Source organism: Gordonia sp. NPDC058843 (assembly GCF_042743165.1).
GTDB lineage: Bacteria > Actinomycetota > Actinomycetes > Mycobacteriales > Mycobacteriaceae > Gordonia.
In genome coordinates this window covers 31676-48006 of the sequence record NZ_JBHYNC010000001.1, presented here as the reverse complement: position 1 = coordinate 48006, position 16331 = coordinate 31676, and the positions used below count along the sequence as shown (strand labels likewise).

Genomic DNA, 16331 nt, shown 5'->3' with positions numbered 1-16331 from the left:
AGATGCCTGGGAGGGTACGAGTGCGCGTCATGGGCGTCGATCCGGGTCTGACCCGGTGCGGTATCGCGCTGGTCGAGTCGGGCCGGGGGCGATCGGTGACTGCACTCGACGTCGACGTGGTGCGCACCCCGAGCGACATGGAACTCGCCGAGCGACTACTCGCCATCTACACCTCGGCCTGCCACTGGCTCGATGTCCACCAGCCCGACGTGGTGGCCATCGAGCGGGTCTTCGCGCAGAACCAGGTGTCCACCGCGATGGGGACCGCGCAGGCCGGCGGCGTCATCGCGCTCGCCGCGTCCCAACGCGACGTGCCGGTGCGCTTCCACACCCCGTCGGAGGTGAAGGCAGCCGTGACCGGCAGCGGACGGGCCGACAAAGCGCAGGTCACCGCAATGGTCACCCGGATTCTCGGCATGCAGACCAAACCGCGTCCCGCCGACGCCGCGGACGCACTGGCGCTCGCGATCTGTCACTGCTGGCGCGGACCGATGATGGAGCGGATGGCCGCCGCGCAGAAACAGGCCGATGCCGCCGCGGCCCGTCATCGTGCGCGCGTGGCCAAGGCACGAGAGGGGAGTCGCGCATGATCGCGTCAGTCCGCGGACCGGTACTCGAGATCGCTCTCGACCATGCCGTGATCGATTGCGGGGGAGTGGGTTACCGCGTGCTGGCCACCCCCGCGACGTTGTCCCGCCTCCGTCGGGGCGACGAGGCGACGCTGTTGACCTCGATGATCGTCCGCGAGGACTCGATGACGCTCTACGGCTTCACCGAACCCGACGCGCGTTCGCTCTTCGCGCTCCTGCAGACGGTGACCGGCGTCGGCCCGCGACTGGCGATGGCCACCCTCGCGGTCCTCGAGCCGGATGCGCTGCGACGCGCGCTCGCCGAATCCGACACCAAGGCCCTGACCACGGTGCCCGGCATCGGCAAGCGGGTGGCCGAACGGCTCTGCGTCGAACTGCGGGACAAGGTGGATCGGCCCACCGGCGAACCGTCGAGCGGTGTCACCGTCGTCGGCGGCATCCGCGAGCAGGTCGCCGAGGCACTCGTCGGGCTCGGGTTCACCGCGGGTCCCGCCGAGAAGGCGGTCACCGCGGTACTGGCCGAGTATCCCGACGCGGATGCATCCGCCGCGCTGCGGCACTCGTTGTCGTTGCTGGGGAAGGCGTCCTAGATGACCGACGACCCGGAAGACACCGAGGATCGCGAGGTCAGTGCGATGCCGGTGCGCTCCGACGGCGACCTCGACGCCGGACTCCGGCCGCGCTCGCTCGCGGACTTCATCGGGCAGCCGCGCGTGTGCGAGCAGCTCGAATTGGTCCTGCACGGGGCGAAGGGGCGCGGCGGCACGCCCGACCACATCCTGCTGTCGGGTCCGCCCGGTCTCGGCAAGACGTCGCTGGCCATGATCATCGCGTCCGAGATGGGTGCCGCCATCCGCGTGACCTCGGGACCGGCACTCGAGCGCGCCGGCGACCTCGCCGCCATGCTGTCGAATCTCGTCGAGGGCGATGTGCTGTTCATCGACGAGATCCATCGCATCGCACGGCCGGCCGAGGAGATGCTGTACCTCGCGATGGAGGATTTTCGGGTCGACGTCGTGGTCGGAAAGGGTCCCGGCGCGACCTCCATCCCGTTGGACGTCGCCCCGTTCACACTGGTCGGTGCGACTACCCGGTCGGGTTCGCTGACCGGCCCCCTGCGCGACCGGTTCGGTTTCACCGCGCACATGGAGTTCTACGAACCGGAGGAACTGGTCCGGGTGCTGCACCGGTCGGCGGGCATCCTCGGCATGGAACTGCGCGGGGACGCGTCCGGGGAGATCGCCCGGCGCTCCCGGGGAACGCCCCGTATCGCCAATCGGCTGCTGCGCCGCGTGCGCGACTACGCCGAGGTCCGCGGGGACGGCTCGATCACCGTGAACGTCGCACGGGCCGCGCTCGCCGTCTACGACGTCGACGAACTCGGGTTCGACCGCCTGGACCGCGCCGTGCTCGACGCCCTGATCCGTGCCTTCGGGGGCGGACCGGTCGGGGTGTCGACGCTGGCCGTGGCCGTCGGCGAGGAGCCGGCCACCGTCGAGGAGGTCTGCGAACCGTTCCTGGTGCGTGCGGGCATGATCGCCCGGACCCCCCGCGGTCGGGTGGCAACCGCCGCCGCCTGGCATCACCTCGGACTCACACCGCCCGCGGGCGCGATGAACGCCACCTTCGGCGTCCGACCCCGCGACATCGCCGCGGAGACCCTGTTCGACGACCTCTGACCACACCGGACCACCTGCGGGGATGACCTCTGCGCAAGACGTGGCACACTGTGTGGAGCACAGCTGAGCTGATGTCTGCCCGGATCCGTCCGGACAGGCCGCTCGTTCACGCCGTACATCCCGATACCCAAAGGACTGACTCGCACTCATGGATGCTCTGCTCTTCCCGCTCCTGCTCGCCCTGCTGGCCGGCTTCATGTTCCTGTCGATGCGGAAGCAGAAGAAGCGCGTGGCCGAGATGCAGGAGATGCAGAACTCGGTGTCCACCGGTACCCGCGTCCAGCTGACGTCCGGTCTCTTCGGCACCGTGATCGACGCGACCTCGCCCGACGTCGTCGACGTCGAGATCGCGACCGGCGTCGTCACCCGCTGGAACCGACTGGCCGTCATGCGCGTCGTCCCGACGGACGAGGCCGCTGCCACCTACGCGGGTCATGTCGCGCCGGAGATCGTGTCCGACGACTACGACGACGTCGACTCGGTCAGCCTGGACAAGCCGGCCACCGACGACGCGCGCGACACCGACAAGTAATCCGTATCCCGCGCCGCGTCGGCTCACGACGCGGCGCGCCCACCTGTCCGCACGGCCGCCTCCGACGCGTCTCCGGCGTGTCCCGGCCGCGGAGCCGATGGTGGTACGTGCCCGGTCGAGATGCCTGTCGGCCGGTTGACGCTCTCAAGGAGACCTGAACAGCTGTGACAACTCCCTCTCGGACTTCGGGGAAGGGCCGGACTGCAGGGAAGCGGTCGCGACCGGCTCGAGAGATCCCGCCGTGGCGTCCGCTCGTGGCCTTCATCGGCCTGCTCGCGGTCGTCTACGGGCTGGTCTTCTTCACCGGGCCCCAGACCCTCGAACCCAAGCTCGGCATCGATCTGCAGGGTGGCACGCGCGTCACCCTGACCGCGCGGACCGAGGACGGCAAGGCGGCGACCCGGGAGCAGCTCGACCAGGCCAAGCAGATCATCGAGCAGCGTGTGAACGGGCTCGGTGTCTCCGGTTCCGAGGTCGTTGTCAGCGGCGACAACCTGATCATCACGGTCCCGGGTCAGGACGGAGCGCAAGCGCGCTCCCTGGGCCAGACCGCGCGCCTCTACGTACGGCCGGTGGTCGGGCAACCGGCGATGGCGACCCCGCAACCACCCAAGCCCGAGGACGCCGACGATCAGAACGACGCGCTGCCCACCGAGGCAGCGGCGGCGGCGATCGACGAGCAGCGCACACTGCGCCAGGCCCCGGCGGACGCGAGCCCACAGCAACTCGAGGCCCTGCAGCAGCAGATGGCGAAGATGGACTGCTCGCCGACGGCCAACGATCCGCTGCTGGGCAACGATCGCCCCGACCAGTACCTGGTGGCCTGCTCGACCGACGGCTCGGAGGTCTACCTCCTCGGTCCGGAGATCATCGACGGGCGTGACATCAAGAACGCGAACGCGGGCACCGATCCGCAGACGGGCGAGTGGGTGGTGACCCTCGAGTTCGAGGGCGAGGCCGCCAACTTCTGGCCTCGGTACACCGCCGAGCAGGCGCCCAACCGGACGCAGACCGCATTCACCCTCGACTCTCGTGTCGTCTCCGCCCCGGCCATCAACGAGCCCATCCCGGGTGGCCAGACACGGATCAGCGGCGGCAGTGCCAGCCCGTTCACCGAGTCGTCGTCGAACGAACTCGCGAACGTGCTGAAGTACGGTTCGCTGCCGCTGTCGTTCACCGCCTCGGACGCCGAGACGATCTCGGCGACACTGGGTCTCGCCTCGTTGAAGGCCGGCCTGATCGCCGGACTGGTCGGTCTGATCGCGGTGTTCATCTACGCCCTCGCCTACTACCGCATGCTCGGCATCCTGACGGTGCTGTCGCTGGTTCTCGCCGGGGCGATGGTCTACGGGATCATCGTCCTGCTGGGGCGCTGGATCGGGTTCACGCTCGACCTGGCCGGCATCGCAGGTCTGATCATCGGTATCGGCATGACCGCCGACTCGTTCGTCGTCTACTTCGAACGAATAAAGGACGAGATGCGCGAGGGCCGCAGCTTCCGCTCCGCGGTACCGCGGGGTTGGGCCAGTGCGCGCCGGACCATCTGGTCGGGCAACGCGGTGAGCTTCATCGCCGCCGCGGTCATCTACATCCTGGCCATCGGTGAGGTCCGCGGGTTCGCCTTCACGCTGGGTCTCACCACGATTCTCGACGTCATGGTCGTGTTCCTGGTGACCCATCCGCTGGTGGTCTACGCCAGCCGCTCGACGTTCCTGTCGAAACCGAGCGTCAACGGACTCGGGGCCATCAGCGAGGTCGCCCACGAGAGGCGCGTCGCCGCACGCAGGCAGGCGGAGGCGTCGAACACGGGCGCGCCCCTCGGGTCCACGGACGCCGACGACACCACTGACGCGACTCGGGAGAAGGGGACGGTGCGATGACCGGGCCGGACAACAAGGCAGTCGGCGACTCGGCGGTCCTCGACACAGACCAGACCCAGCCCGGTACCGACGCAGACTTCGTCTCCGACCGGAGCCGGTCGTTCCTCTCCCGGCTCTACACCGGTACCGGCGCCTTCGAGATCATCGGGAAACGCCGGATGTGGTACGGCGTGACCGCGGCGATCCTGCTGATCTGCCTGGCGTCCATCGGTATCCGTGGGTTCACGCTCGGCATCGACTTCGAGGGCGGCACCCAGATGTCGGTGCCGGTGGTCTCCTCGGAGATCACCGCGGAGTCGGTCGAAGAGGTCGTCACCGCCACCCTCGGTGAGGCTCCGGAATCGGTGCAGACGGCCGGTGCCGGCGGTAGTCAGACGATCCAGGTGCGCACAGAGACACTCGACCTCGCCGAGGCGGAGTCGGTGGCACGCGCGCTGTCGGAACAGTTCGGACCCGAACTCGCGCCCGCCGAGGTGAGCATCTCGGATGTGAGCTCGACGTGGGGCAGCGAGATCACCGAGAAGATGCTCATCGCGCTGGCGGTGTTCTTGGTCATCGTCTTCGTCTACATCGCGGTGCGATTCGACCGGGAGATGTCCATCGCAGCGATGGGTTCGCTGTTCTTCGATCTGATTTGCACGGCCGGGATCTACTCGTTGGTCGGCTGGGAGGTCACCCCGGCGACCGTCATCGGCCTGCTCACGATCCTCGGTTTCTCGATCTACGACACGGTGGTCGTGTTCGACAAGGTCGCCGAGAACACCCGCTCGGTCCTGCAGACCACGCGCCGCACCTATGCCGAACAGGCGAACCTGGGCGTCAACCAGACCCTGATGCGCTCGATCAACACCACTGTCATCTCCGTGCTGCCCATCATCGCGCTGATGATCATCGCGGTCTGGCTACTCGGCGTCGGCACGCTCAAGGATCTGGGTCTGATCCAGCTCGTCGGTGTCATCGTGGGCACGTTCTCATCGGTCTTCCTCGCCACACCCCTGCTGGTGACCCTGAAGGAACGTCGTCCCGACATCGCCCGGCACACCGACAAGGTGCTCAAGCGTCGCGCCGCCGTCGAGGCCGGGGTGCCGGTTGCCGATGCACGGCCGGTTCGCACACGCCGTCGGAGCGAGACGGTCGAGACCGACGACGCGGACCGCGCGGTCCCGACCGGCAAACGTCGCCGCAACCGCTAGTCTCTGGGACGTGATCGTTCGGCGCCGGGAGTCCGTCAAGATCCTGAGCCTCCTCGTCGGGCTCGTCACGGTCGCCGGGCTGCTGACGGCGTGCGGTGACGACGGTCCGCCGACCATCGACTACGTGGTCGACGCGCGGATCTCGACCTACAACGCGAACACGGTGGGCGGCAACGCCGATGGCGTGCTCATGGCGACCACCCGACTGCTGCCCGGGTTCAGTCTGCTGGGTCCGGCAGGCCAGGTCATCCCGGATCGCGACGTCGGTACGGTCACCCAGGTGCCCGGCCGGGTGCCGACCCTCCGGTACGAGTTCCACCCCGAGGCGACCTTCTCCGACGGGGTGGCCCTCGACTGTGACGATCTCCTCCTGGCGTGGGCGGCGATGAGTGGACGGCTGCCCGGTTTCACCCCGGCGACCACCGCGGGTTATCGCGACATCGACTCGGTGGACTGTGCGGCCGGCGACAAGAGCGCGACGGTGACCTTCGCGCCCGGGCGCGAGTACCGGAACTGGCTCTCGCTCTTCGGTGCCGGCGCGATGATGCCGGCCCATGTCGTGGCCCGCGTGGCGGGACTGTCGGACGTCATCGACCCGATCCGAGCAATGGACCGGGCCGCCGTCGGACGCATCGCGGACGCGTGGAACACCGGTTTCGATCTGGCGTTCGGCCCCGTCGATCACGCGCACTACCCGGCGTCGGGTCCCTATCGCATCGACCGGTATTCACGCTCGGGCGGACTCGTGCTGGTGCCCAACGACGAGTGGTGGGGCGACAAGCCCGAGACCTCGCGCATCGTCGTCTGGGGGCGGGGCACCGACGCGACCCGCCGACTCCCGGACGGCCGGTTCGACGTGGTCGACGTGACGGCGGGACTCGTCGACGGCGACGTCGCCGGTTCGGCGGGTGCGGCCGGTCCGGCCTCGCCGGCACGGGCACTCGGCGTCGAAGAACTCGTCCTGGCCGGTCGCGGCGTCTTCGGCGATGTGCGGATGCGCCGCGCGTTCGCGTCGTGTGTCCCGCGCGCCGACCTCGCGCGCGACTTCGGAGCCGGCGCGCAGGTCTGGAATCTCCGGGTTCTCTCACCCGCGGACAATCTCGCCGGACAGATGAACACGGAATTCGGCCAGGCCTACCAGCGGCCCGACATCGAACGCGCGCGGGAACTCGTCCGGGCGGCCACGGGGCAGGGCGCCGGCGACGCTGCGACCGGCGGTGAGACGACCGGGTCGGGGGTCGCGCTGCGGCCGCGGACGGTGCGCATCGGTTACCTGGCGCCGACACCGCGATGGCAGCAGATGACCGCGGCGATCGCGGCATCGTGTCGCGCCGCCGGGCTCGTCGTCGAGGACGTGTCCTCCCCGGACCTACGACCCGACTCGCTCGGGCGCGACGCCGACGTGCTGATCGTCGCCGGCGGCGCCTCGTTCGCAGCGGCCGGCGCCGCCGACCCCAGCCGGGACGCCTACGCATTGCGCGGTGGCGACCCGCTGAATCTCTCCGGCATCCGCGAGCCGATGGTGAGCCGGGGAGTGGACCAGCTCGCGACGACCGTCTCGGCGCCCGATCGCCTGCGTCTGGCCCGCTCCATCGAGAACGCGACCTGGTCGACGATGCCGTCGGTACCCCTCTTCGCGGCACCGCGGGTGCGGCAGTGGAAGGATCGGGTGGGCAACGTGGTGGCCGGCATGGGCCGCGACGGCACCGGATGGAACATGGATCGGTGGACGATCCGTGGCTGAGCAGGGGAGTGAACCGATGGGTGGTGTCGTGCCCGACCGTACGGCGGAGGCGGTGATGCGAGCGCGGGCGGCGATCACCGAACACGCTCGTCTCGTCGACGATTTCCCCGCTCCCGGAATCGCTTTCAAGGATCTGACGCCGGTACTGGCCGACCCGGAGGGGTTGTCGACGATCGTCACCGCGCTCACCCATGGCTGCTCGGCGATCGATCTCGTGGCGGGTATCGACGCGCGCGGATTCCTGCTCGGTGGTGCGGTCGCGCGCGAGCTCGAGGTCGGGGTGCTCGCGGTACGCAAGGGCGGCAAGCTGCCCCCGCCGGTCCTCGCGATCGATTACAGCCTCGAATACGGGCAGGCGACACTCGAGATCCCGGCGGACGGCCTCAACCTGTCCGGCCGCCGCGTGCTGCTCGTCGACGACGTCCTCGCGACCGGCGGGACGGCGGTCGCCGCGGCCGAGCTGCTGCATCGGGCGGGTGCGCATGTCGTCGGGGTGGCGGTGATCATGGAGCTCGCAGGCCTCGGCGGCCGCGACACGATCGCACGCGGCCTCGGGCCCGACGTTCCCGTCCATGCGGTTGCGCTGGACTGACGGCGTCGACACGATGACGGCCGGGCCGCGACTAGAATCGGCTGAGCCCGCCCGGGCGAACCGGACGGGCTCACCCCTGCCGAGTCGACAAACCGTGAGGAGGACCGCTGATGCCCGATGAATCCGACACGGCGCAGCGCGGTGTGACCCCCGCGGGTACCCCGGAGACCGGCGGGGCTTCGGCCGAGACCGCCGACCGGCCGAGCGGGTCAACCGCAGCGGGTTCGATCCAGCCGGGTGCGTCGGCGTCGGCGTCGCGCCGGGTCCGTGCCCGGCTCGCGCGACGGATGACGGCGACACGCAGTCAGGTCCGGCCCGTCCTGGAACCCCTGGTCACCCTGCACCGCGAGATCTACCCGAAGGCCGACGTCGCCCTGCTGCAGCGGGCGTACGACGTCGCCGACGAACGCCACAGCGGCCAGAAGCGCAAGTCCGGCGATCCCTACATCACGCATCCGCTGGCGGTCGCCACGATCCTCGCCGATCTGGGTATGGACACCACGACCCTCATCGCGGCACTGCTGCACGACACGGTCGAGGACACCGGCTACTCCCTGCAGGCGCTGGAGAACGACTTCGGTCCGGAGGTTGCCCACCTCGTCGACGGTGTGACCAAACTCGACAAGGTCGCGCTCGGCAGCGCCGCCGAGGCCGAGACCATCCGCAAGATGATCATCGCGATGGCGCGCGACCCACGCGTGCTGGTCATCAAGGTCGCCGACCGGCTGCACAACATGCGCACGATGCGTTTCCTGCCGCCGGAGAAGCAGGCCCGAAAGGCGCGCGAGACCCTGGAAGTCATTGCGCCACTGGCTCATCGGCTGGGTATGGCGACGGTCAAATGGGAGCTCGAGGACCTGTCGTTCGCGATCCTGCACCCCAAGCGTTACGAGGAGATCGTCCGGCTGGTCGCCGACCGCGCGCCGTCCCGCGACACCTATCTCGCCCGGGTGCGTGCCGACATCAACAACGCGCTGGCCGGTGCGCGCATCAATGCCACCGTCGAAGGCCGTCCCAAGCACTACTGGTCGATCTACCAGAAGATGATCGTCAAGGGTCGCGACTTCGACGACATCCACGACCTGGTCGGGATGCGCATCCTCTGCGAGGAGGACCGCGACTGCTACGCCGCCGTCGGCGTCGTGCACTCGCTGTGGCAGCCGATGGCGGGGCGTTTCAAGGACTACATCGCCCAGCCGCGCTTCGGTGTCTACATGTCGCTGCACACCACCGTGATCGGACCCGAGGGCAAGCCGCTCGAGGTGCAGATCCGCACGCACGAGATGCACCGGACGGCCGAGTTCGGGATCGCCGCCCACTGGCGCTACAAGGAGAACGGCTACCGCAAGTCGGGCAGGAAGTCCGACACCGCCGAGATCGACGACATGGCGTGGATGCGGCAGCTGCTCGACTGGCAGCGGGAGGCCGCCGACCCCGGCGAGTTCCTCGAGTCGCTGCGCTACGACCTCGCCGTGCGCGAGATCTTCGTGTTCACCCCGAAGGGCGACGTCATCACGCTGCCCGCCGGGTCGACGCCGGTCGACTTCGCCTATGCCGTCCACACCGAGGTCGGGCACCGCTGTATCGGCGCGCGCGTCAACGGCCGGCTTGTTGCTCTCGAGCGCACGCTCGAGAACGGCGAGGTGGTGGAGGTGTTCACCTCCAAGGCGCCCACCGCGGGCCCGTCGAAGGACTGGCAGACCTTCGTGGTCTCCCCCCGGGCCAAGGCCAAGATCCGGCAGTGGTTCGCCAAGGAGCGCCGCGAGGAGGCCCTCGAGGCCGGTAAGGACGCGATCGCCAAGGAGGTCCGCCGCGGCGGGCTCCCGCTGCAGCGACTTCTCAGTGCCGAATCGATGTCGGCGATAGCGCGCGAACTGCGCTACCTCGATGTGACCGCCCTGTACACCGCGGTCGGCGAGAACCACGTCTCCGCACGGCATGTCGTGAACCGGTTGGTCGCCTCGCTGGGCGGGATCGAGGACGCCGAGGAGGCGATCGCCGAGCGATCGACGCCGTCGACGATGCCGACCCGGTCGCGTCAGGGCGGCGACGCCGGCGTGATGGTCGACGGCATCGACAACGTGGTGATCAAGCTCGCCAAGTGCTGTACCCCGGTGCCCGGCGACGACATCCTGGGGTTCGTGACCCGCGGCGGCGGCATCAGCGTGCACCGCACCGACTGCACCAACGCCGAATCGTTGCGGCAGCAGGAGGAACGCATCCTCGACGTGTCCTGGGCCCCGTCACCGGAATCGGTGTTCCTGGTGGCCATCCAGGTGGAGGCCCTCGACCGTCACCGCCTGTTGTCGGACGTGACCAAGGTGCTCGCCGACGAACGCGTCAACATCCTGTCCGCGTCGGTCACGACGAGCCGCGACCGGGTGGCCATCAGCAAGTTCACCTTCGAGATGGGCGACCCGAAGCACCTCGGCCATGTGCTCAATGTCGTGCGCAACGTCGAGGGCGTGTACGACGTCTACCGGGTGACCTCCGCAGCCTGACCGGGCGCCTGCCGGACCAGGCAGGCACCCGACCGGGTGTGTCTAGTCGATGGTCGCCGTCTCGATGGTCACGGGGAGCTTGGGCTCGCCGTCACCGGGCTGGCTGCCGACCGGGCCCGGGTTGATGCCACCGGCGTAGACCTTGTCGAGCACGGCGAGACCGGGTTCGTCGACTTTGCCGACGATCGAGTAGTCCGGGCCGAGCTGGCTGTCGTTGATCACGATGAAGAGCTGGCTCGAGCCGGTGTTCGGGTTCTGGCCGCCCTGGCTGCTGTTGGCGATCGCGATCGTCCCCCGCGGGTAGGTGACGGGCTGCGAGCCGGTCTGTGGATCGGGCTGTCCGGCCGGCTGCAGGTCGGTCGGCGGCTCGTCGGGGCTCGTCCACCCGGGACCGCTCATGCCGGTGCCGGTCGGGTCGCCGCACTGCAGGATCTTCAGCGTCTCGCTTGTGGTCATGCGGTGACACGTCGAGTCGTCGTAGAACTTGTTCTCGATCAGCGAGGTCACCGCCGCGGTGTTGCAGGGTGCGCCGTCGCGTTCGAGGGTGATCGGCAGGGTGCCCTGGGTGGTGACGAAGGTGGCCTGTTCGGTGCCCGACTTGAGGACCCGTTGGTCGGGCTTGGGGGAGGTCCGCTCGTTCTTCGCGGCGGCCTTCAGCTCGTCGAGCTCGGCCTGGTACTGGGGCCGCTGGTCGGCCGGGACGGTGTCGGGGACCTGATCGGGCAGCTGGTCGAAGCGACTCGGGGAGTCCTCGTAGGCGCAGGTCGTCCAGCGGGCGGCCTCGCGGTCGTCCATGATCTTCTTCACCACGACGGCGGTCACGCCCGCGACCACGGCCACCACGACTGCGGTCGACACGGAGGCGATGATGATCTTCCGCTTGCGCCGGGCGAGGCGCTCGGTCTCGAGGCGTTCTTCGAGCTTCCGCTTGGCCGCCTCGCGGCGCTCCTCATTGCTGGACACGCGGGTGAATCCTCCTGAATCCCGGCACGAAGTGCCGATCTGCTACCACGGCACGAAGTGCCGATCTGCTACCACCGCACGAAGTGCCGATCTGCTGCACCGCACGAAGTGCCGACGGTCTGTCGGCATGACTGTGCCGACATCGTCGTGGATGTCACTTACTCGGGGGCAAGTGTGCCAGTTGTACCTGAGAACGGGGTGCGGCGGGTGGCGAGCCAGGCCGCCTACGCAACAATGGACGTCGACGTGTGCGCGTCGTCCTGTCCGTGCCGACCCGAGGAGCATCATGCTCATCACCGGATTCCCCGCCGGGATGTTCCAGACGAACTGCTACATCGTCGCCGCCGAGGCGGGGTCGGACGCGGTGATCATCGATCCCGGGCAGGACGCTGCCCCGCGGGTCCGCGAATTGCTCGCCGAACACGACCTCACCCCGGTGGCGGTTCTCCTCACGCATGGTCACCTCGACCACACCTGGAACGCGACCCAGCTCTGCGATGAGTACTCGATTCCGGCCTACATCCATGCCGCGGACCGCCCGATGCTCGCCGATCCCGGTCTGGGCATCGGCCGTGCGCTGGGCGCGATGATCGGCGACGAGGTGTTCACCGAGCCGGAGAAGGTGATCGAATTCGCCGACGGTGAGCCGGTGGAGCTCGCGGGGGTCTCGTTCTCGGTCGACCTCGCGCCCGGACACACGCAGGGCTCGGTGCTGCTCGGCGTCGAGGTCGACGTGCCGGACGGGACCCGGGAACAGGCCGGACCCGACACGCCCGCGGTGGTCGGAGTCTGCTTCTCCGGTGACGTACTCTTTGCCGGGTCGATCGGACGGACGGATCTGCCGGGTGGCAACCATCAGCAGCTGCTCGACTCGATAGCGGCGAAGCTGTTGCCGCTGCCCGCGGAGACACTGGTGCTGCCCGGGCACGGACCCCAGACCACGATCGGTCAGGAGAGCGCGAGCAATCCCTTCCTGGCCGGCCTCGAGCACCAGAGCGCGCGACCGAAGGGACGACACGGACTGTGAGCGGAGCATTTCAGGCCCCTCGGGGCATCCCGGACTACTTCCCGCCGAACTCGGCGGATTTCCGAAGGGTTCGGGACACGCTCACCGACGCCGCGCGCCGCGCCGGCTACGGCCACATCGAGCTACCGGTGTTCGAGGACACGGCGCTGTTCGCCCGAGGTGTCGGCGAGTCGACCGATGTGGTGAGCAAGGAGATGTACACCTTCGCCGACCGCGGCGACCGTTCGGTGACGCTGCGTCCCGAGGGCACCGCGGGAGTGGTGCGCGCGGTCATCCAGCACGGTCTCGACCGCGGTCAGCTGCCGGTCAAGGTCTGCTATGCCGGGCCGTTCTTCCGCTACGAGAAGCCGCAGACCGGTCGGTACCGACAGCTGCAGCAGGTCGGGGTCGAGGCGATCGGCGTCGACGACCCGGCACTCGACGCCGAGGTCATCGCGATCGCCGACGAGGGATACCGGCGTCTCGGACTGACCGGATTCCGCCTCGAGGTCACCTCGCTGGGTGACGATGAGAGCCGGCCGCGCTATCGAGAGGCGTTGCAGGAGTTCCTGTTCAAGCTCGACCTCGACGAGGCGACGCGGATGCGCGCCGAGATCAACCCGCTGCGGGTCCTCGATGACAAGCGTCCGGAGATCAAGGCGGCGACGGCGGATGCACCGTTGCTCATCGACTACCTGTCCGACGATGCCAAGGCGCACTTCGATCTCGTCCTCGCTCACCTCGACCGGCTCGGGGTCGTCTACGAGATCAATCCGCGTCTGGTCCGCGGCCTGGATTACTACACGAAGACCACCTTCGAGTTCGTCCACGACGGTCTCGGTGCGCAGTCGGGCATCGGCGGGGGCGGCCGGTACGACGGCCTCATGCGGCAGCTCGGGGCGAAGCAGGACCTGTCCGGCATCGGGTTCGGAATCGGCGTCGATCGCACCATGCTCGCGCTGGAGGCCGAGGGTGTCGCCGGCACCGAAGCGGCCCGCTGCCAGGTCTTCGGGGTGCCGCTCGGCCTGGCGGCCAAGGCCGAACTCGTCGGTGTCGCAGGCGCTCTGCGCGCCGAAGGCATCAGCGTCGACCTCGCATACGGCGATCGCGGGCTCAAGGGTGCGATGAAGGCGGCCGACCGATCGGGTGCGCGTCTGGCCCTGGTCCTGGGGGAGAACGAACTCGCCGAGCGGCAGTTGGAGATCAAGGACCTGAGCAACGGTGAGCAGCACCGGGTGGCTCTCGACGACGTCGTCGCCGAAGTCCGTCGCCTCCTGGGCTGAGACTCACTCCACCCCGTGGGTGCCGGACTCCAGGCGTGAGCGGGCGAGCTCGCTGGCCGCGGTGCCGAGCGCGAGCCACAGGGCGCTGATGTCGTCGACCAGATCGGCCCGGGAGACCGGCAGTGTCCCCTCCGCCCATGCGAGGATCGCCTGAGCACTGCCACCGATCACGAAGGCCGGGGCGGTCCGGGCCAGTGAGTCGGCCTCGAGTTCGACGTCGTGGATGGTGCGGGCGTGCTCGATCAGAACGGCGGTGAGTCCGGTCATCGCCTCGGTGCGTCGCTCATCCGCGGCGGGTGTCCCGGCCGCCCCGCCCAGCAGGATCCGTGCCTTACGCCGGTCGGTGCCGAGAACCCCGACGACGGCGTCGACGGCACCGCGGGCCTGTTCGGAGAGCGACCGGTCCAGTAGACCGAGGTAGGCGCCGATGGCCGCCTCCACCACCTCGCCGGAGATGTCGTCGATGACCGCGTCGGCCAAGGCGTCGAGGTCGGGAAAACTCTCGTAGAAATAGCGCTTGTTGAGCTGTGCGTCGGTGCAGAGGCCCGCGACGGTGGCGGCCCGCCATCGGCCGTCGGACATCACCGTCGCCGCGGCATCGACGAGGGCGGCGCGCCGCCGCGCGGTCCGCCCGGACGCGGATTCACCGCCGTAGCTGCGGTCAGTGCTGGTCGAACTCACCGGCCCCATCCTTCCATCCCGCCGGACACCGGCGGCCGTCGACAGACGGTGTTGACAGGCCGGGGTCAATCTGGCACATTTTCGTACCACATTAAGTGGCACAGAATGGTGCCAGATTGGAGACGTGATGACCGCGGAGTTGAACACCGCCGATCAGATCCGCCCCGCGTCGGGCGCCGAGCAGGACGGCCCGACCGAACTGTCGATGCTCGCGGAGCTGCGAACCCTCGCCGACCACAGCCCCAATCGGGCGCGGAGCGAGGCATGGGACTACCTCCGCGAGGTCGGTGGACGGGACGACCGGGAAGCGCTGTCGACGCTCTTCGGTGCCGGAACCGATCCGCAGGGCCTCGACGGCAAGCTCGAGGGCCTGATCGTCGGCAAGCTGTTCGGGATCCCCGAGGCGGCGCTCGCCAACCCGCTGATGAAGATCGATCCGACCTGGCGGGGCAAGTCCTTCGACCAGCGTTCCGGCACGGGCCTCAACCGGTTGTCGCCGATCGCAGGCCTGGTGATGCCGATCATCACGGCCGGCTACCTCGGCCTCCGCCGGGTCGACCGTGAGATGGAGGGATTCCATTTCGACCACGAGCCGAGCCTCGGACTCATCGAACCGAAGGTGCGGGTGCGCGCACTCGACTACGGGGTGCCGAAGTACAAGAACCCGGGAGTGCGCACGTTCCCGATCCGCAAGACGCGCGACGAGATCGTCGAACTCGTCCCGGGTGTGTACCTCGGGCGGGCGCTGCTCTTCCGCAGCAGCGGCGAGATCCGGCTGATCGCGTACTTCGCGCTGCGCCACCCGATCGGCAGCCCGCTGTGATCGCACTCCAGGGAGCCCGGGTGTGCGTCACCGGGGGAGCCCGGGGCATCGGCGCCGCCACGGCAACGGCCCTCGTCCAACGGGGGGCGACCGTCTGGATCGGCGACCGCGACATCGACGCGGCCACCGCCACCGCGGATCGACTCGGGCGTCGGGCGCACGCGGTCCACCTCGACGTCACCGATGTCGACTCCTTCGCCGCCTTCGTCGACGCCGCGGCATCCTCGGGACCGATCGACATGCTCGTCAACAACGCGGGGATTCAACACATGGGGCGGCTGATCGACCAGGACCTCGCCGGGTTGCAGCGCGAGCTGGCGATCAACCTCGGGGCCGTCGTCACGGGCACCCACCTCGTCCTGCCCGGGATGATCGAGCGTCGGCGCGGGCACATCGTCAACGTGTCCTCGATGGCGGGCAAGGTCACCACCCCGGGGATCGCGACCTACTGCGCCTCGAAATTCGGCGTGGTCGCGTTCTCCAAGGCCGTGCGGGCCGAGCTGGCGGGAACGGGCGTCACGATGACGACGATCCTGCCCGCGGCCACGCACACCGACCTGACCGCAGGCGTCCGGTTGAGATTGCAGCCCACCCTCGAACCCGAAGACGTGGCCGCCGCGATCCTCGCCAGTGTCGACCACGCCCGGGGCGAGGTGACCGTGCCGCGCTATCTGGCCCCGATCGGTGTCTTCGAGGAACTCATCCCGTCCACGATCATGTGGCGACTCAAGCGCTTTGTCGGAGGAGCGGACTACGGCGCCTTCGATCCGGCCGGGCGCCAGGCCTATCTGGATCGCAGCCGGGCGTCCTGACCGGTGCCGGCCACCTCACCCGACAGGGCGGCCGGCCACTCAGCCGACGGGG

General features: G+C 69.0%; 15 protein-coding genes. 13 read left to right on the top strand and 2 right to left on the bottom strand.

The window, feature by feature from the left end; all coding sequences use genetic code 11:
- Nucleotides 1-20: 20 nt before the first annotated feature.
- The 9 genes from ruvC to ACFW3F_RS00155 all read left to right on the top strand — a co-directional run bounded on the left by ruvC (nucleotide 21) and on the right by ACFW3F_RS00155 (nucleotide 10711).
- Nucleotides 21-590: a crossover junction endodeoxyribonuclease RuvC gene (ruvC, locus tag ACFW3F_RS00195; protein ID WP_388053130.1), complete on the top strand. Its 570-nt coding sequence runs from the start codon at nucleotides 21-23 to the stop codon at nucleotides 588-590.
- Complete coding sequence (ruvA, locus tag ACFW3F_RS00190) at nucleotides 587-1180, top strand: Holliday junction branch migration protein RuvA (RefSeq protein WP_388053128.1); 594 nt, start codon at nucleotides 587-589, stop codon at nucleotides 1178-1180. Before ruvC ends, ruvA begins: the two co-directional genes overlap by 4 nt.
- Nucleotides 1181-2269, top strand: coding sequence for a Holliday junction branch migration DNA helicase RuvB (gene ruvB, locus ACFW3F_RS00185; protein ID WP_388053126.1), 1089 nt, complete (start codon nucleotides 1181-1183; stop codon nucleotides 2267-2269).
- Nucleotides 2270-2417: 148 nt separating this feature from the next.
- A complete protein-coding gene (gene yajC, locus ACFW3F_RS00180) occupies nucleotides 2418-2801 on the top strand; it encodes a preprotein translocase subunit YajC (RefSeq protein ID WP_388053124.1) in 384 nt (127 codons plus the stop codon).
- Nucleotides 2802-3055: 254 nt separating this feature from the next.
- Nucleotides 3056-4681: a protein translocase subunit SecD gene (gene secD / locus ACFW3F_RS00175; RefSeq protein WP_388053122.1), complete on the top strand. Its 1626-nt coding sequence runs from the start codon at nucleotides 3056-3058 to the stop codon at nucleotides 4679-4681.
- On the top strand, nucleotides 4678-5874 hold the full coding sequence (gene secF / locus ACFW3F_RS00170; protein ID WP_388053121.1) for a protein translocase subunit SecF: 1197 nt from the start codon (nucleotides 4678-4680) through the stop codon (nucleotides 5872-5874). Before secD ends, secF begins: the two co-directional genes overlap by 4 nt.
- 10 nt (nucleotides 5875-5884) lie before the next feature.
- Complete coding sequence (locus tag ACFW3F_RS00165) at nucleotides 5885-7618, top strand: ABC transporter substrate-binding protein (RefSeq protein ID WP_388053119.1); 1734 nt, start codon at nucleotides 5885-5887, stop codon at nucleotides 7616-7618.
- A gap of 16 nt (nucleotides 7619-7634) precedes the next feature.
- Nucleotides 7635-8210 (top strand): adenine phosphoribosyltransferase, encoded by a 576-nt coding sequence (locus ACFW3F_RS00160; protein ID WP_388053117.1) that lies wholly within the window; start codon nucleotides 7635-7637, stop codon nucleotides 8208-8210.
- A gap of 110 nt (nucleotides 8211-8320) precedes the next feature.
- Nucleotides 8321-10711, top strand: a complete 2391-nt coding sequence (locus ACFW3F_RS00155) for a RelA/SpoT family protein (RefSeq protein ID WP_388053115.1) — start codon at nucleotides 8321-8323, stop codon at nucleotides 10709-10711.
- Nucleotides 10712-10753: 42 nt separating this feature from the next.
- Here the strand turns inward: ACFW3F_RS00155 and ACFW3F_RS00150 are convergent, their stop codons facing one another.
- Nucleotides 10754-11674 (bottom strand): peptidylprolyl isomerase, encoded by a 921-nt coding sequence (locus ACFW3F_RS00150; protein ID WP_388053113.1) that lies wholly within the window; start codon nucleotides 11672-11674, stop codon nucleotides 10754-10756.
- A 286-nt stretch (nucleotides 11675-11960) separates the two neighbouring features.
- On the opposite strand from ACFW3F_RS00150, the gene ACFW3F_RS00145 reads away from it, so the two are divergent.
- Nucleotides 11961-12701 carry an MBL fold metallo-hydrolase gene (locus tag ACFW3F_RS00145; protein ID WP_388053112.1) on the top strand — a complete coding sequence of 247 codons (741 nt, stop codon included), beginning with the start codon at nucleotides 11961-11963 and terminating at the stop codon, nucleotides 12699-12701.
- The gene (gene hisS, locus ACFW3F_RS00140) at nucleotides 12698-13963 is read left to right on the top strand and encodes a histidine--tRNA ligase (protein ID WP_388053110.1); all 1266 of its coding nucleotides are present in this window, start codon (nucleotides 12698-12700) and stop codon (nucleotides 13961-13963) included. The genes ACFW3F_RS00145 and hisS overlap by 4 nt, the downstream gene beginning before the upstream one ends.
- 3 nt (nucleotides 13964-13966) lie before the next feature.
- Here the strand turns inward: hisS and ACFW3F_RS00135 are convergent, their stop codons facing one another.
- The gene (locus ACFW3F_RS00135) at nucleotides 13967-14644 is read right to left on the bottom strand and encodes a TetR/AcrR family transcriptional regulator (protein WP_388053108.1); all 678 of its coding nucleotides are present in this window, start codon (nucleotides 14642-14644) and stop codon (nucleotides 13967-13969) included.
- 127 nt (nucleotides 14645-14771) lie between these two features.
- On the opposite strand from ACFW3F_RS00135, the gene ACFW3F_RS00130 reads away from it, so the two are divergent.
- Together ACFW3F_RS00130 and ACFW3F_RS00125 are read left to right on the top strand one after the other, a co-directional pair.
- The gene (locus ACFW3F_RS00130) at nucleotides 14772-15467 is read left to right on the top strand and encodes a hypothetical protein (protein ID WP_388053106.1); all 696 of its coding nucleotides are present in this window, start codon (nucleotides 14772-14774) and stop codon (nucleotides 15465-15467) included.
- Complete coding sequence (locus tag ACFW3F_RS00125; protein ID WP_388053104.1) at nucleotides 15464-16279, top strand: SDR family oxidoreductase; 816 nt, start codon at nucleotides 15464-15466, stop codon at nucleotides 16277-16279. Before ACFW3F_RS00130 ends, ACFW3F_RS00125 begins: the two co-directional genes overlap by 4 nt.
- The last annotated feature ends 52 nt before the right edge of the window (nucleotides 16280-16331 follow it).

Excerpts from the sequence above, each read along its gene's own strand:
- ACFW3F_RS00160 (WP_388053117.1), top strand. The coding sequence starts at position 7,635 with ATGGGTGGTGTCGTGCCCGACCGTACGGCGGAGGCGGTGATGCGAGCG.
- ruvA (WP_388053128.1), top strand. The coding sequence starts at position 587 with ATGATCGCGTCAGTCCGCGGACCGGTACTCGAGATCGCTCTCGACCAT.
- ACFW3F_RS00130 (WP_388053106.1), top strand. The coding sequence starts at position 14,772 with ATGACCGCGGAGTTGAACACCGCCGATCAGATCCGCCCCGCGTCGGGC.
- ruvB (WP_388053126.1), top strand. The coding sequence starts at position 1,181 with ATGACCGACGACCCGGAAGACACCGAGGATCGCGAGGTCAGTGCGATG.
- ACFW3F_RS00155 (WP_388053115.1), top strand. The coding sequence starts at position 8,321 with ATGCCCGATGAATCCGACACGGCGCAGCGCGGTGTGACCCCCGCGGGT.
- secF (WP_388053121.1), top strand. The coding sequence starts at position 4,678 with ATGACCGGGCCGGACAACAAGGCAGTCGGCGACTCGGCGGTCCTCGAC.
- ACFW3F_RS00145 (WP_388053112.1), top strand. The coding sequence starts at position 11,961 with ATGCTCATCACCGGATTCCCCGCCGGGATGTTCCAGACGAACTGCTAC.
- yajC (WP_388053124.1), top strand. The coding sequence starts at position 2,418 with ATGGATGCTCTGCTCTTCCCGCTCCTGCTCGCCCTGCTGGCCGGCTTC.